This window comes from Rahnella sp. PAMC25617, from assembly GCF_050606005.1.
Lineage (GTDB): Bacteria > Pseudomonadota > Gammaproteobacteria > Enterobacterales > Enterobacteriaceae > Rahnella > Rahnella variigena.
This window is the reverse complement of record NZ_JBOCUM010000003.1, coordinates 284,214-298,878: the sequence shown is the minus strand read 5'-3', so window position 1 is coordinate 298,878 and position 14,665 is coordinate 284,214. Positions and strand designations below refer to the sequence as shown.

The following is a 14,665-nucleotide window of genomic DNA, read 5'->3' as shown; positions in this document are numbered from 1 at the left end:
CCGGCTGTTTCATGCATTAACTGCGATGACACGTATGTTATTAGACGTAAATGTCGATGGCGTTGGTTTCCGAAGGTTTATTCACACCTACTTCTTTTTTCGCTTCGGCCGCGGCTTGCTGTTGTTGCTGCTGCTGAAGTGCCTTCTGAGCCTGCTGCTGTTCGATTTGAGCAATCTGCTGTTGCAGCATCTCGATTTGCTGTTGCAGAAGTTCCTGCTGCTGCTGAACGTCTTCAGAACTGCCGCCTGAGCTGCTCAGGTTTTTCACCTGCTCAGTCAGTTTGGCAATCTGTTTAGTCAGCTGAGCAATCTGGCTGGCACTGCCGGAGTCACTGGTGGACGCCGTGCTCACCGAACTGCTGGTGGCGCTGATAGTCGTCATAAAAGCCTCACTTTGTGGGAATCAAATTTTCTGCACGTACCGGTGCTTAACTGGTATCGGCATCGCGCTGTGAGGCTTTACCTGCTTTTCATATTCCTTACAGATTTAACGATTTTCTTTCGTCCAAACCCTGCACTTTTAGCTTAGGCCAGCGTTCCAGCCAGCCTTTACTGCTGACACGTCCGGCAAAAACACTCGCAATCGCATGGCGCGGATTGGGCGTGATGGTGAAGGTAAACAGGGTATCCAGCCCGAGCGGGGCGTTAAGCTCAATTTGTCCGGCGTCATTCATCCTTGCGCCGATGGCGGTTTCCACCTCAACCCAATGACTTATGGCCTCTGCGCTGGAAACATAAGGCGCGTGTCCGTGGCGTTCATGCATGCGTGCCTGATTTTTTACCGACCAGGGCAGGTCTGGAGATTTTTCCTGCAGAAGTTGCTCGTACCGCTCATCTGCTTCTGCCGAACAATCCTCAGGATTGAAATACACCACGTCGATATCGTTAAGCGGCGTGGCATTTTCATAACCGTGCAGCCGGTCCCAGACCAGATTGCGAACAAATCCCGCCGCCAGCCAGGCATCGTTCAGCCCCAGTTCGCTGGCCTGCATCAGCGCCCGCAGATGCAACGGTTCTTCCCTGAGCCAGGTGATAATTTGCAGTTCCCGGTTGATCACGTGCAGTACTCCTTTTTTGGCGATGCCCGAATTGTAACGCGATTTTGTGACGTTTTTTCAGCGCACCGTTTCGGGTTCGCCGCTCCCGGAGCCCGCGCCAAAATGAAGCAGACAGTCCGTGAATACGGCGCCAGGCCGCGGCGGCTATGGGTTTCTCAAGTGGTACAGCCTTTGCAACAGTCTGCCTGATGGCTATGATTTACTACAATACCTTACTGTTTCTGATCTTCGCCGCCATGATGTTGCTGGCCTGCGACCGGTGCCTGCAATAAAGGGGTAAATAACCCGGTGAGCTAAGGAGTGTTATGTTTCAGACGACATTAAATCACCGCAGTTATCAGTTTAAGGATTTGCGCGAACTGATGGCAAAGGCCTCGCCCGCACGGTCGGGAGACTATCTGGCTGAAGTGGCTGCCTCCAGCGCAGAAGAACGCATGGCGGCGAAAATGGCGCTGGCCGACGTGCCGCTCAAAACGTTCCTGCAACAGTTACTGGTGCCCTATGAAGACGATGAGGTCACGCGGCTGATTGTTGATACCCACGATGTCGCGGCGTTTGCTGCGATTTCACATCTGACCGTCGGGGATTTTCGTGACTGGCTGTTGAGTGAGAAAACCGACAGTCATGTGCTGGCGGCTGTCGCCCGTGGGATCACGCCGGAAATGGCCGCTGCGGTCAGCAAACTGATGCGCAATCAGGATCTGATCCTGGTGGCGAAGAAATGCCGGGTGATCACCAAATTTCGCAATACCATCGGGTTGCCGGGACACATGAGCGTGCGCCTGCAACCGAATCATCCGACGGATAATTTGCAGGGCATTGCCGCCAGTATGCTCGACGGTTTGCTGTACGGTTCCGGCGATGCGGTGATCGGCATTAATCCCGCCAGCGACAGTCTGCCGCTGCTGGAAAATCTGAATTACATGCTGGATGACATCATTACGCGTTTTGAAATTCCCACGCAATCCTGCGTTCTGACGCATGTCACCAACACCATCAAACTGGTGGAACGTGGCGCGCCGGTCGATCTGGTGTTTCAGTCGATTGCAGGAACCGAAGCGGCGAACAGCGGTTTTGGTATCAATCTGGCGCTGCTGGCGGAAGCACAACAGGCGGCTCTCAGCCTGAAACGCGGCACGCTGGGCGATAACGTAATGTATTTCGAAACCGGGCAGGGCAGTTGTTTATCCGCCAATGCGCATTTCGGGGTCGATCAGCAAACCTGTGAGGCGCGCGCGTATGCCATCGCCCGCCATTTTTCGCCGCTGCTGATCAATACCGTGGTCGGTTTTATCGGCCCGGAATATCTGTATGACGGTAAACAAATCATTCGTGCCGGACTTGAAGATCATTTTTGCGGCAAATTACTCGGCGTGCCGCTGGGCTGCGATGTGTGTTACACCAACCACGCTGAAGCGGATCAGGATGATATGGACACTTTGCTGACGCTGCTCGGCACCGCCGGACTGACGTTCCTGATTGGCGTACCGGGCGCGGATGACATCATGCTCAATTATCAGAGCACGTCTTTCCACGATGCGTTGTACATCCGCGAATTACTCGGGCTTAAACATGCGCCGGAATTTGCCGTCTGGCTGGAGAAAATGAAAATAATTGATCCGCAGGGCGCCTTGCAGGATACCCGTGCATCCCATCCGTTACTGCGTCAGTTGCCGCAACTGAGCTGAGGTCTGTGCTGATGAATAAAGAAAAAGGGCAGGAGGTGTCGCCTCTGGTGCATAACAACCCGTGGGAAACGCTGCGTCAGTTTACCGCCGCACGTATCGCGCTGGGGCGCACCGGTTCGAGTTTGCCGACGGACGAGCTGCTGCGCTTTGGTTTAGCCCATGCGCAGGCGCGTGACGCAGTGCATCAGCCATTCGACAGTCAGTCGCTTGAGCCTGAATTATTCGCGCTCGGGCTGGATACCCTGACGGTGGCCAGCGCAGCGCCTGACAGGGCGACCTATTTGTGCCGTCCGGATCTCGGACGCAAATTATCTGAACAAAGCCGTCAGGCATTACAACGGCTCACGCCGGAGCCTGCTGACGTGGTGCTGGTCATCGCCGACGGTTTATCATCGAAAGCAGTACACCGGCAGGCCGTGCCGCTGATTGCGGCATTATTGCCCTATCTGCGCACGCTGGAGCTGAAAATCGGGCCGGTAGTGCTGGCGCATCAGTCACGGGTTGCGCTGGGCGATGATATTGCGCAGGCGATGAAAGCCAGAGCAGTGGCAATTTTGATCGGCGAGCGTCCGGGATTGTCATCTCCCGACAGTTTAGGGATTTACATGACCTGGGAGCCGCATACCAAAAGGCTGGAATCAGAACGAAATTGTATTTCGAATGTGCGTCCGGAAGGGCTGAACTATCCGCAGGCGGCTTTTAAGCTGGCGTGGCTGCTCGAACAATCTTTCCAGCGGAAATTGTCGGGGGTAAATCTGAAGGATGAAAGCGATAACCCGGCGCTGCACAATAAAGTCGTGCCGATGTTTAAGCTGGAATAGGGGGAGGGGAAAAATAGAACCAGCAGCTGGTTCGCCTCCATCACGGATTTTCTCCGGAGTACAGATGCGAAAAAAGCGCCTAAAGGCGCTTTTCTCTGAATTGGTGGGCCGTGCTGGATTCGAACCAGCGACCAATTGATTAAAAGTCAACTGCTCTACCAACTGAGCTAACGGCCCGCAGAAGTGGTGGGCGATGACGGGCTCGNNACCAACTGAGCTAATCGCCCATTTCTCAATTCTTCCTACTTATCACAACGCGGCACTCTTAAAGAGTGGTGGGCGATGACGGGCTCGAACCGCCGACCCCCTCCGTGTAAAGGAGATGCTCTACCAACTGAGCTAATCGCCCCCGTCGTGATGGAGTCGCATTATAGGGATACTTGAAATTACGTCAACGCTTTTTAAAAACAAAAATGATCGTTCGGCTTATTTTTAGACAACATGACGCGTTTCTCGCCCGCGTAGTCGATTCTTTACGCATTCATGGCCTTAAACCACACGACTGCCCGTGGTTGTGCGTTGAGGAATCAGGGCAGAGTGGTAGAATGTCAGCCACTTTTTGTTAATTGATAGCGACGTTTTTCGGCGTTGCGTTATTAAGGTTGCACCCAGATGAAAATCAAAACCCGTTTTGCCCCAAGCCCGACCGGCTATCTGCACGTCGGTGGCGCCCGTACCGCGCTTTATTCCTGGCTCTTTGCCCGCAACCTGGGCGGCGAGTTTGTGCTGCGTATCGAAGATACCGATCTCGAGCGTTCCACTCAGGAAGCAATCGACGCGATTATGGATGGCATGAACTGGCTGAATCTGGACTGGGATGAAGGCCCGTATTTCCAGACCAAACGTTTTGACCGCTACAATGCAGTTATTGATGAGATGCTGGAAAACGGCACCGCGTATAAATGCTATTGCTCTAAAGAACGTCTGGAAGCGCTGCGTGAAGAACAAATGGCCAATAACGAGAAGCCTCGTTATGACGGTCGTTGCCGCGACAGCCACGAACATCACGCTGCCGATGAGCCGTGCGTGGTGCGTTTTCGTAACCCGCAGGAAGGTTCTGTCATCTTTGATGACCAGATCCGCGGCCCGATCGAATTCAGCAATGACGAGCTCGATGATCTGATCATCCGCCGTACCGACGGTTCCCCGACCTATAACTTCTGTGTTGTAGTTGATGACTGGGATATGGAAATCACTCACGTTATCCGTGGCGAAGACCATATCAACAATACCCCGCGTCAGATCAACATCCTGAAAGCGCTGGGCGCACCGGTACCGGTTTATGCGCACGTTTCCATGATTCTGGGCGACGACGGTAAAAAACTGTCCAAACGCCACGGCGCGGTCGGTGTAATGCAATACCGCGACGACGGCTATCTGCCGGAAGCGCTGCTGAACTATCTGGTGCGTCTGGGCTGGTCTCATGGCGATCAGGAAATTTTCAGCCGCGACGAAATGAAAGCGCTGTTCTCACTGGAGAACGTCAGCAAATCTGCCAGTGCGTTTAACACTGAAAAACTGCAATGGCTGAACCATCACTACATCAATACGATGGATCCGCATTACGTGGCGACCCATCTGCTGTGGCATGTGGAGCAGGCCGGTATCGAAACCCGTAACGGCCCGCAACTGTTCGAAATCGTGACCCTGCTGGGCGAGCGCTGCAAGACGCTGAAAGAGATGGCAGAATCCTGCCGTTACTTCTACGAAGACTTTGCAGAGTTTGATGCCGATGCGGCGAAGAAACACTTACGTCCGGTTGCGCGTCAGCCGCTGGAAGTCGTTCGCGCCAAACTGGCTGCGATCACTGACTGGACTGCTGAGAACATTCACCATGCTATTCAAGGCACGGCGGATGAACTGGAAGTCGGGATGGGTAAAGTCGGCATGCCACTGCGCGTTGCGGTAACAGGTGCAGGTCAGTCTCCGGGTGTTGACGTGACCGTTCACGCTATCGGCCAGAGCCGTGTGCTGGCGCGTATCGATATGGCGTTAGCCTTTATTGCTGAGCGCGAAACACAAGCTCAGTAATCGCTGTTAAAAAGCGATAAAAAAAGCCAGCTCGGGAAACCGGCTGGCTTTTTTACTTTCTGCGAAACGCTCGCGTGAAAACGTCTTAATTAACGTTGTTCAGTTGCAGGAGCCTGAGCGGTAGGGCGGTAGGCGAGGAAGTACATCAGCCCGACGAAACCAGCGCCACCGACAGCGTTACCGAGGAATACGGCCACGAAGTTCGGGAAATACTGAGACCAGCTCAGCGCACCAGCAAAAATAGCGGCTGGAACGATGAACATATTCGCCACCACGTGCTGGAAGCCGATGGCCACGAACGCCATGACCGGGAACCACATACCGATCACTTTGCCGCCGACTTCTTTACTGGCGAAGGCCAGCCAGATTGCCAGACACACCAGCCAGTTACAGCCGATACCGGAAATGAATGCGTGCATAAAGTCAGCGTTCACTTTCGCGGTGGCGGTGGCCACGGTTTTGCTCAGGAAGGCGCCTTCCGTCAGACCCAGAACGTGGCCGAAGAAATAGGCCACTGCCAGGCTGCCCAGCAGGTTAGCGAGGGTCACCCAGAACCAGTTACGCAGAACGGCGTAAAGACTGATCTGACGCGCGAACCAGGCGATAGGTAAGGTCATCATGTTACCGGTCAGCAGTTCTCCCCCTGCTAATACCGTCAGTATGATGCCCACCGGGAAGACTGCCGCGCCCAGCAAGTTACTGAATGAACCCCAGGATGCAGGTAACGTCCCTATTACGTGCAGATCCAGCAGGAATCCGGTGGCGATGAATGCGCCAGCCAGGAAGCCCAAAATTAACAAATTCAACACGGAAGCATGGCTTTTATTAACGCCCGCCGTGACAGCGATGGATGCGATTTCTTTAGGTGAATACAAGGACATGGGAGTGCTCGAATGTAGTGAGTTATGATTATTGCGCGAGCAGTCTATTCTGAGATTTATCTCAAAACAAGACGATTTTCATAGTCTGCTAACATTCCATTAATCATTCAGACATAGATGTTAAGAAAATGCGTAGCGAGATCAGAAAGCTAGGAAAAACGCGGGCTGGCGGCCAAATTGTAAAACAATGCATCCGGCTAAAAATTTGCGTCAGGTCAGCGGATTTTTCCCTGCGAAATGGGGTATTTGGCGGCTTTTTCAGCGCTTGAATTCAGAAACGGATTTAGCCGTTGACAGGGGTAGCGACGTTTCATATTATGCGCCCCGTTCACCCGTTTTTACGGGCATGAATTGGGGGTATAGCTCAGCTGGGAGAGCGCTTGCATGGCATGCAAGAGGTCAGCGGTTCGATCCCGCTTATCTCCACCAACTTCCTTTCCAGAGCAAGTTGGCTGTTTCCTTACCAGGGGAAACAAAAGAAGTAAAATGTGGACTACCTCGTGTGGGGGTATAGCTCAGCTGGGAGAGCGCTTGCATGGCATGCAAGAGGTCAGCGGTTCGATCCCGCTTATCTCCACCAAATATTAGAGAAACCCGCTTCGGCGGGTTTTTTGCTTTCTGCGATCCTGTGATTTCCTCACGTTCTGTTTATCCCTGAATTATCGCCATAAAAAAACCCGCCGAAGCGGGTTTCTTAGTCTTTCAGTCGTTTGCTTACTTACGCCAGTACCAGACCCGCGATAGAAGCAGACAACACGCTGACCAGCGTTGAGCCGTACAGCAGTTTCAGGCCGAAGCGTGAAACCACGTTGCCCTGGTGCTCGTTCAGGCCTTTGATCGCGCCAGCAACGATACCGATAGAAGAGAAGTTTGCGAAAGACACCAGGAATACGGACAAGATGCCCACGCCGCGTGGTGACAGTTCGGTCGCAACTTTCTGCAGATCCAACATCGCAACGAATTCATTGGAAACCAGTTTGGTTGCCATGATGCTGCCTACCTGCAAGGCTTCGTGGCTTGGTACGCCCATCATCCATGCGAATGGATAGAAGACATAACCCAGCACGCCCTGGAAGCTGATGCCGAATACGACGTCGAACAACGCATTCAGGCAGGAAATCAGTGCGATGAAACCAATCAACATGGCTGCAACGATGATAGCCACTTTGAAACCGGCCAGGATGTATTCACCCAGCATTTCAAAGAAACTCTGACCCTGGTGCGTGTTACCGATTTGCAGGTCTTCTTCTGAATCAACTTTATAAGGGTTGATCAACGACAGTACGATGAAAGTACTGAACATGTTGAGCACCAGCGCAGCAACAACAAAGCGCGGTTCCAGCATGGTCATGTACGCACCCACAATCGACATAGAAACCGTCGACATGGCTGTGGCTGCCATGGTGTACATACGTTTTTCAGACATTTTGCTCAGAATATCTTTATACGCGATAAAGTTTTCTGACTGGCCCAAAATCAGGGAGCTGATGGCGTTGAAAGATTCCAGTTTTCCCATGCCATTAATTTTCGACAGAACCGTACCGATAATACGGATGACGAAAGGCAGTACGCGAATGTGTTGTAAAATACCGATCAGTGCAGAGATAAACACGATCGGACACAAGACTTTCAAGAAGAAGAACGCTAATCCTTTATCGCTCATGCCTCCAAATACGAAGCCGGTCCCTTCCGCAGCGAATCCTAATAATTTCTCAAACAAGTCTGAGAAGCCTTTCACAAAACCTAAACCTATTGAAGAGTTCAGGAAGAAATAGGCTAATAAGACTTCGATGACCAAAAGCTGAACAATGAAACGTAAACGGATATTCTTCCGGTCACGGCTCACCAGTAAAGCGAGTGCAGCGACAACGGCCAACGCTAATACAAAGTGCAATATTCGGGACATGGGTGCTCCAAATTAGAGGCAGGCTATATTTCGACGGACATTTTATGTAACGCGTACATTTAAAACGTGAAGTCGATTGCAAATATAGAAATTACAAACACGAATTGCAACAAATCGCGGCCTATCACACAAAAAATCAAGATGTTAATAAAACTAAGCACAATTAGCTTTCCTGTGCTAGTTTTATCATGTGCCGTAATGCGTTCTGAATCTGGCCTGTAAATGTCTGTTTTAGGAAAGTGCGCTGCGTCTGGCTTTCTGAAGTCGGGTGAGCGATTCACCTTTCAGTTATCACCCTCTCGCTTACTGCTACTGCCTATCAGAGTAATTACTCAGATCATTCTAAATGCACTTGATAATCATTATCAATTAGATATGATTGATGTAAGCGTAATAATTGTAAGGGTTAACTAACTATGCTGAACAGCCGGGCCGAATCCTCAGGCCGCGCGTCCAGAAAGATGAAGCTTTCACTGATGGGGCCAGCCTTTATTGCCGCCATCGGTTATATCGATCCGGGCAACTTTGCGACTAACATTCAGGCCGGTGCCTCTTATGGCTATCAGTTGCTATGGGTGGTGGTCTGGGCCAACGTCATGGCGATGTTGATCCAGTTGTTGTCTGCCAAACTCGGTATTGCGACCGGTAAAAATCTCGCCGAACATATCCGTGACCGCTTCCCGCGTCCGGCCGTGTGGGCTTACTGGGTGCAGGCGGAAATCATCGCCATGGCCACCGATCTTGCTGAATTTATTGGTGCGGCGATCGGCTTCAAATTGCTTCTCGGCGTATCGCTGTTACAAGGCGCGGTGCTGACCGGGATTGCCACCTTTATTATCCTCGGGCTGCAAAAGCGTGGGCAAAAGCCGCTGGAACTGGTGATCGCCGGTTTACTGCTTTTTGTCGCAGCGGCTTATATTGTCGAATTGTTCTTCTCGCAGCCAAGCATGATGGCGCTCGGTAAAGGGATGCTGATCCCCTCGCTGCCGACGGCGGATTCCGTCTATCTGGCTGCCGGTGTCCTCGGTGCGACCATCATGCCGCACGTCATTTACCTGCACTCCTCGCTGACCCAGCGGGGCGGCAAGGCATCTAAAGCGCAGCGTTATTCCGCCACCAAACTGGATGTCGGCATTGCCATGACCATTGCCGGTTTCGTGAATCTGGCGATGATGGCAACCGCTGCTGCCGCGTTCCATTTCAGCGGACACAGCGGGATCAGTGAACTCGATGAAGCCTATCTGACCCTCCAACCCTTGCTCGGTCACGCCGCTGCGACCACTTTTGGTCTGAGCCTGGTGGCGGCGGGGTTATCGTCGACAGTGGTCGGCACACTGGCCGGACAGGTGGTGATGCAGGGCTTTGTGAAATTCTACATTCCGCTGTGGGTGCGCCGTACCGTCACCATGATGCCGTCATTTATTGTGATTTTGATGGGATTAGACGCCACACGTATTCTGGTCATGAGCCAGGTATTGCTGAGCTTCGGGATTGCGCTGGCGCTGTTGCCGCTGCTGGCCTTTACCGGTAACCGCAGCCTGATGGGCGATATGGTCAACACCAAAACCGTGCAGTGGGCAGGGCGGCTGATTGTACTGATAGTCGTCAGCCTCAACCTTTATCTGCTGATCGGCATGTTGAAATAGCGTCCGGACACACGTCAGGCAATAAAAAACGGGACAGCGCAAACTGTCCCGTTTTTGTTTCTGTTCAGTGGCGATGATCGCCGTGACCGCCACGGTGATCGTCGTGGCCGCGTCCTTTGTCATGTCCGTGACCGTGACCGCGCCCGTAGTCATTATGCGGACGCCCATGGTCGCCATGATAATAATGCGGCGGTGGCATCGGGCGACGCGGCGGATGGCGCTGATCCCACCAGCCCTGATCGCGCCAGCGGTAACCATCCCAGTAATGACCACGCGGCCCACGGTAACCATAATGATGACCGCGATAGCTATTCCACCAGCCTGGGTTACGCCAGTCGTAGCCGTCCCAGTAATAACCCCGGTTATCGCGGTCACCGATATTGATAGAAAGGCCCGGCGTATTCAGGCTGAAGCTGCTGGCCTGCACGGTGGGTACCGCCGCAGGGAGCAGGGCAAAGAACAATGTGGCGAATAATACTGGCTTTAACATGAGCGGCCCCAGATTCCTTATAATTTATGCTGACAGTTATAAGGTGAAGCGGGCACGGGTTCTATTGCTTACAATCCTGTTTTGAATGATTTACGCGCCTTAACGCAAAGCTTACACACTCTCCATAAAGGCGCGTTTTTTGCTCATTCGGGTAAGCGTTTACACCAAAATGCCTTCGATTGATGCCAGCTCTTCCGCGCTGAACTGGCGGTTGGCGATCATGCCCACCGCATCATCAATCTGGCTGGTTTTACTGGCACCAATCAGCACGGAGGTCACGCGGTCGCCGCGCAGAACCCACGCCAGCGCCATCTGCGAAAGCTTCTGACCGCGCGCTTGCGCAATCTCATTAAGCTTACGCACTTTCTCCAGCTTTTCTTCGGTCAGCTGATCGGTGGTCAGGAATTTACTGTCGCTGGCGGCTCGTGAATCTTGTGGAATGCCTGCCAGATAACGGTCTGTCAGCACGCCGCCCGCCAGTGGCGAGAAGGCGATTGAACCCACACCATTATCCGCCAGCGTATCCAGCAGATCCGCTTCTACCCAGCGCTCAAACATGGAATATTTCGGCTGATGGATCAGGCACGGCGTGCCGAGATTTTTCAGGATGTCGAAGGCTTTTTTGGCGCGATCAGCCGGATAATTCGATAAACCGACATACAGCGCTTTGCCCTGACGCACGATCAAATCCAGCGCTGCCATGGTTTCTTCCAGCGGCGTATCCGGATCTGGGCGGTGATGATAGAAAATATCCACGTACTCCAGCCCCATGCGTTTCAGGCTCTGGTTCAGACTGGCGACCAGATATTTTTTCGAACCCCAGTCACCATAAGGGCCGTCCCACATGGTGTAACCGGCTTTGGAAGAGATGATCAGCTCATCGCGATAAGGCAGTAAATCTTCCTGCAGGATGCGGCCAAAATGCTGTTCCGCAGATCCCGGAGGCGGGCCGTAGTTATTGGCGAGGTCGAAATGGGTGATCCCGTGGTCGAAAGCATGGCGGATCAGTTTCCGGCCATTCTCAAAATGGGCGTTATCGCCGAAGTTGTGCCACAGGCCGAGTGAAACGACAGGCAGTTTTAAACCGCTCTGGCCGCAGCGACGGTATTCCATATTTTCGTAACGGGTTGGACTGGCTTGATACACCATGTGAGTCCTTATAATAAATTCAGGAGTGAACAGAAGGTTAACAATGTCATAAAAAAACGATTTTAGTGTATGCGCTTTCACAAGCATTTCCAGCTATTCAGATCACATCCGGAACAATCCTTAAGCTCATGGTGGTTGATAACCGTGACTATTCTTCCTGCGTATTACCGTAACTGCTGAATAACGCGCCCTGCGTTAATGCAGTGCAGGGCTGTAACTCTGCGTTTCCATTATCTGTTTCGGATAATAAATATCCTATTTTCCGAAATAGAGTAATACTTCAGTTAGTGGGATTAACTGTTTACTCTATTTTTAACAGAGGATCGTCATGGAAAATGAATACACCGTAGGTGACTATCTTTTAGACCGCTTATCATTTAGCGGGATCTCCGAACTGTTTGGCGTGCCGGGTGATTACAACCTGAAATTTCTCGACAGCGTCATTAACCATCAGCAAATCACCTGGGTTGGCTGCACCAATGAATTAAATGCGGCATATGGCGCAGATGGTTATGCGCGTACCAAAGGGATTGCGGCATTGCTGACCACCTTTGGCGTCGGCGAGCTGAGTGCGCTGAACGGCATTGCCGGCAGTTACGCCGAATATGTGCCGGTGGTGCATATCGTCGGCGCACCGGCGCTGACGTCGCAACGTAAAGGCGAGTTGCTGCATCACACGCTGGGTGATGGCGAATTTAGCCACTTTATGCGGATGTCAGAACCGGTCAGCGTGGCGCAGGCTTCCCTGACGCCGGATAATGCGCTGACCGAAATCGACCGCGTCATCGAAGAAGTGATGTACACCTCGCGTCCGGGATATCTTTTGCTGCCAAGCGATGTCGCCGCGCTGCCGGTCAGCACCAGAGCGCATCCGCTGCCGGCAAGACAGCCACCTTTCTCGCCTTCATCTCTTGAAGCTTTTGTTGCCGCGGCGGAAAAGCATCTGCGGGGAGCCAAACGCGTTTCATTACTGGCGGATTTTCTGGCAGACCGTTTTAAAGTGAAAAAGGCGCTGGAACAATGGATGGAAGACGTGCCGCTCGCGCATTCCACATTGCTGATGGGTAAAGGTTTATTCAACGAACAGCAGGCGCACTTTGCCGGGACTTACTCGGGAGCCGCCAGCGCACCATCAACCAGAGAAGCGATTGAAGGTGCGGATGTGGTGATTACCGTCGGCGTGAAATTCACCGACACCATCACCGCTGGTTTTACCCAGCAACTTCCGTCCGGTAAATGCATCGACCTCCAGCCCTTTTTTGCCCGTGTAGGTGATCAGATCTTCCACCAGTTGCCGCTCGAAAAAACGGTCAGTGTGATGCACCGGCTTACCGCCGAACTGGGCTGCGGCTCAGCGTCCTACGCCGTTAAACGTAACACCCTGCCTTTGTCGCACGATAACAGCCTCGGGCAATATGCCTTCTGGCAACAGATTCAGGATTTACTGCAACCGGGCGACGTGCTGGTTGCCGAACAGGGCACCGCCTGTTTCGGTGCTGCGGCGCTGAATCTGCCACAAGATTGCCAGTTCGTTGTCCAGCCATTGTGGGGTTCCATTGGCTTTACGCTGCCTGCGGCGTTTGGTGTGCAGATTGCCGTACCGGATCGCCGCGTGGTGCTGCTGATCGGCGACGGTTCTGCGCAACTGACCCTTCAGGGATTAGGTGCCGCCATCCGTTACGGTCTGCCCCCGATTGTTTTTGTAATTAATAACGACGGCTACACCGTCGAGCGGGCGATCCACGGCGAAACCCAGCGTTATAACGACATCGCGCAGTGGAACTGGACCCAGTTCCCGGCGGCATTTGGCGGCAAAGAGGTGTTCAGCGCGCGGGCAGAGTCGCCGCAGGCGCTGAAAGACGCGATTGAAAAGGCTACCGCGCAGCGTCAGATGGCCTGGATAGAAGTGGTTCTGCCGAAAATGGATATCCCTGAACTGCTAAATTCTGTCACCAAATCGTTGGCAAAGCGTAACTCAGGGCAGTAAATCTGTTTCCGGTAACGGCGGGTCAATGAGCTGGTCGATGAACCAGGACCCCGCCGGACCGGGCTGATTGTTCTTACTCCACACTGCATCCACCGAGATCTGCTTCGGCCAGCCGCGCATCGGCAGGCTGACCAGTTTGTCATGTCCGAACTGCTTCACCAGCCAGTGCGGCAACGTCGCCCAGCCAAATCCCTGTTCCGCCATTTCCAGCAGCATCAGATAACTGGGCGCTGACCAGATTTGCCCCTGCGCCCGGGGCATTTCCCGGCGGCTGTAAGGTTGCAGACAGAGCTGGCGAAAGGTGTTTAATTGCTCCGGTTGCAGGTCAGTCATTTTCGCCAGCGGATGCTCGCGGCTGCAAAAAATCGACATATCCGTTTGCTCCGGCAGGCGCGCCACACCAATATCCGGCGGATAACTCGCCTGCACTTCAACCATGCCGATATGCGCGCGGCCTGACTGCAACAGGTCGATCACGTCCTGGTCTTCGGCTATCTGACACTCAAATTCAATATCCGGATACCGGCGCTCAAAGCGGCGCAGCAGCGCTTCGTGATGGGTCGGCTGATAAGTGTCGGACAGCACAAACGTCAGGCGGGTTTCCACCTGCGTTGATAAGCGTACCGCCAGTTCATCGAGCCGCTCGCTGGCGGCCAGAATGGCCTGAACGTGGCTCAGCACGCGCTGTCCGGCAGGAGTCAGCACCGGATGCCGGCTCTGGCGGTCAAATAATGTGACGCCTAAATCTACTTCCAGATTGGCAATTGCCGTGCTGACCGTGGACTGACTTTTGCGCAGCTTACGCGCTGCCGCTGAAAACGATCCGGCATCGGCGGCTTCGACAAAGGCTATCAGGGCTTCCGGGGAATAACGCATAAGATGATCCTTTGATTTCAATCCATCTATTTTATCGATACTTTCTATCTTTTACCTATCTCATTTAGTGATGATAATGACCGCCTGTGACAGCCGTCACGTAGCATTTAACGTAACAACAATCGGGAATCA

The 14,665-nt window shown here is 53.1% G+C and carries 13 protein-coding genes and 4 tRNA genes; 8 read left to right on the top strand and 9 right to left on the bottom strand.

From position 1 onward, the window contains the following. Nucleotides 1–40 precede the first annotated feature (40 nt). Both ACM615_RS03570 and ACM615_RS03565 read right to left on the bottom strand, forming a co-directional pair. Nucleotides 41–382: a FlxA-like family protein gene (locus ACM615_RS03570; RefSeq protein WP_129639101.1), complete on the bottom strand. Its 342-nt coding sequence runs from the start codon at nt 380–382 to the stop codon at nt 41–43. A gap of 97 nt (nt 383–479) precedes the next feature. Continuing rightward, nucleotides 480–992, bottom strand: a complete 513-nt coding sequence (locus ACM615_RS03565; protein WP_198659748.1) for a nucleotidyltransferase family protein — start codon at nt 990–992, stop codon at nt 480–482. Nucleotides 993–1,204: 212 nt separating this feature from the next. Here ACM615_RS03565 and ACM615_RS03560 point away from each other — a divergent pair, with 212 nt between their 5' ends. Genes ACM615_RS03560 through eutC form a run of 3 tightly spaced genes read left to right on the top strand, consistent with a single transcriptional unit; the run spans nt 1,205 to nt 3,567 of the window. Next, nucleotides 1,205–1,330, top strand: coding sequence for a hypothetical protein (locus tag ACM615_RS03560; RefSeq protein ID WP_431011452.1), 126 nt, complete (start codon nt 1,205–1,207; stop codon nt 1,328–1,330). Nucleotides 1,331–1,363: 33 nt separating this feature from the next. Then, complete coding sequence (locus ACM615_RS03555; protein WP_129639099.1) at nt 1,364–2,746, top strand: ethanolamine ammonia-lyase subunit EutB; 1,383 nt, start codon at nt 1,364–1,366, stop codon at nt 2,744–2,746. A gap of 11 nt (nt 2,747–2,757) precedes the next feature. Continuing rightward, entirely contained in the window at nt 2,758–3,567 is an 810-nt protein-coding gene (eutC, locus tag ACM615_RS03550; protein WP_112290726.1) for an ethanolamine ammonia-lyase subunit EutC, read from the top strand. A gap of 101 nt (nt 3,568–3,668) precedes the next feature. Here the strand turns inward: eutC and ACM615_RS03545 are convergent. Next, nucleotides 3,669–3,744 (bottom strand) — tRNA-Lys (locus ACM615_RS03545). 96 nt (nt 3,745–3,840) lie between these two features. Next, nucleotides 3,841–3,916, bottom strand: a tRNA-Val gene (locus tag ACM615_RS03540). A gap of 263 nt (nt 3,917–4,179) precedes the next feature. On the opposite strand from ACM615_RS03540, the gene gltX reads away from it, so the two are divergent. Next, nucleotides 4,180–5,598 carry a glutamate--tRNA ligase gene (gltX, locus tag ACM615_RS03535; protein WP_120161621.1) on the top strand — a complete coding sequence of 473 codons (1,419 nt, stop codon included), beginning with the start codon at nt 4,180–4,182 and terminating at the stop codon, nt 5,596–5,598. 89 nt (nt 5,599–5,687) lie between these two features. On the opposite strand, the gene ACM615_RS03530 is transcribed toward gltX, so the two are convergent. Next, the gene (locus ACM615_RS03530; RefSeq protein WP_113876956.1) at nt 5,688–6,479 is read right to left on the bottom strand and encodes a formate/nitrite transporter family protein; all 792 of its coding nucleotides are present in this window, start codon (nt 6,477–6,479) and stop codon (nt 5,688–5,690) included. A gap of 353 nt (nt 6,480–6,832) precedes the next feature. Here ACM615_RS03530 and ACM615_RS03525 point away from each other — a divergent pair. After that, a tRNA-Ala gene (locus tag ACM615_RS03525) sits at nt 6,833–6,908 on the top strand. 75 nt (nt 6,909–6,983) lie between these two features. Further along, nucleotides 6,984–7,059: transfer RNA gene (locus ACM615_RS03520), tRNA-Ala, on the top strand. Nucleotides 7,060–7,197: 138 nt separating this feature from the next. Here the strand turns inward: ACM615_RS03520 and ACM615_RS03515 are convergent. Beyond that, the gene (locus ACM615_RS03515) at nt 7,198–8,385 is read right to left on the bottom strand and encodes a NupC/NupG family nucleoside CNT transporter (RefSeq protein WP_112290733.1); all 1,188 of its coding nucleotides are present in this window, start codon (nt 8,383–8,385) and stop codon (nt 7,198–7,200) included. Between the two features lie 416 nt (nt 8,386–8,801). Here ACM615_RS03515 and ACM615_RS03510 point away from each other — a divergent pair, with 416 nt between their 5' ends. After that, nucleotides 8,802–10,031, top strand: a complete 1,230-nt coding sequence (locus ACM615_RS03510) for an Nramp family divalent metal transporter (protein ID WP_112290734.1) — start codon at nt 8,802–8,804, stop codon at nt 10,029–10,031. A gap of 64 nt (nt 10,032–10,095) precedes the next feature. Here ACM615_RS03510 and ACM615_RS03505 read toward each other — a convergent pair whose 3' ends face one another. Together ACM615_RS03505 and mgrA are read right to left on the bottom strand one after the other, a co-directional pair. Next, complete coding sequence (locus ACM615_RS03505) at nt 10,096–10,521, bottom strand: DUF2502 domain-containing protein (protein ID WP_132967074.1); 426 nt, start codon at nt 10,519–10,521, stop codon at nt 10,096–10,098. 159 nt (nt 10,522–10,680) lie between these two features. Then, a complete protein-coding gene (gene mgrA / locus ACM615_RS03500; protein WP_112290737.1) occupies nt 10,681–11,670 on the bottom strand; it encodes an L-glyceraldehyde 3-phosphate reductase in 990 nt (329 codons plus the stop codon). Between the two features lie 328 nt (nt 11,671–11,998). Here mgrA and ACM615_RS03495 point away from each other — a divergent pair, with 328 nt between their 5' ends. Next, nucleotides 11,999–13,657 carry an alpha-keto acid decarboxylase family protein gene (locus ACM615_RS03495; protein WP_431011451.1) on the top strand — a complete coding sequence of 553 codons (1,659 nt, stop codon included), beginning with the start codon at nt 11,999–12,001 and terminating at the stop codon, nt 13,655–13,657. On the opposite strand, the gene ACM615_RS03490 is transcribed toward ACM615_RS03495, so the two are convergent. Beyond that, nucleotides 13,646–14,533 carry a LysR family transcriptional regulator gene (locus ACM615_RS03490; protein WP_112290740.1) on the bottom strand — a complete coding sequence of 296 codons (888 nt, stop codon included), beginning with the start codon at nt 14,531–14,533 and terminating at the stop codon, nt 13,646–13,648. The two genes, ACM615_RS03495 and ACM615_RS03490, sit on opposite strands and share 12 nt — an antisense overlap. Nucleotides 14,534–14,665 lie beyond the last annotated feature (132 nt).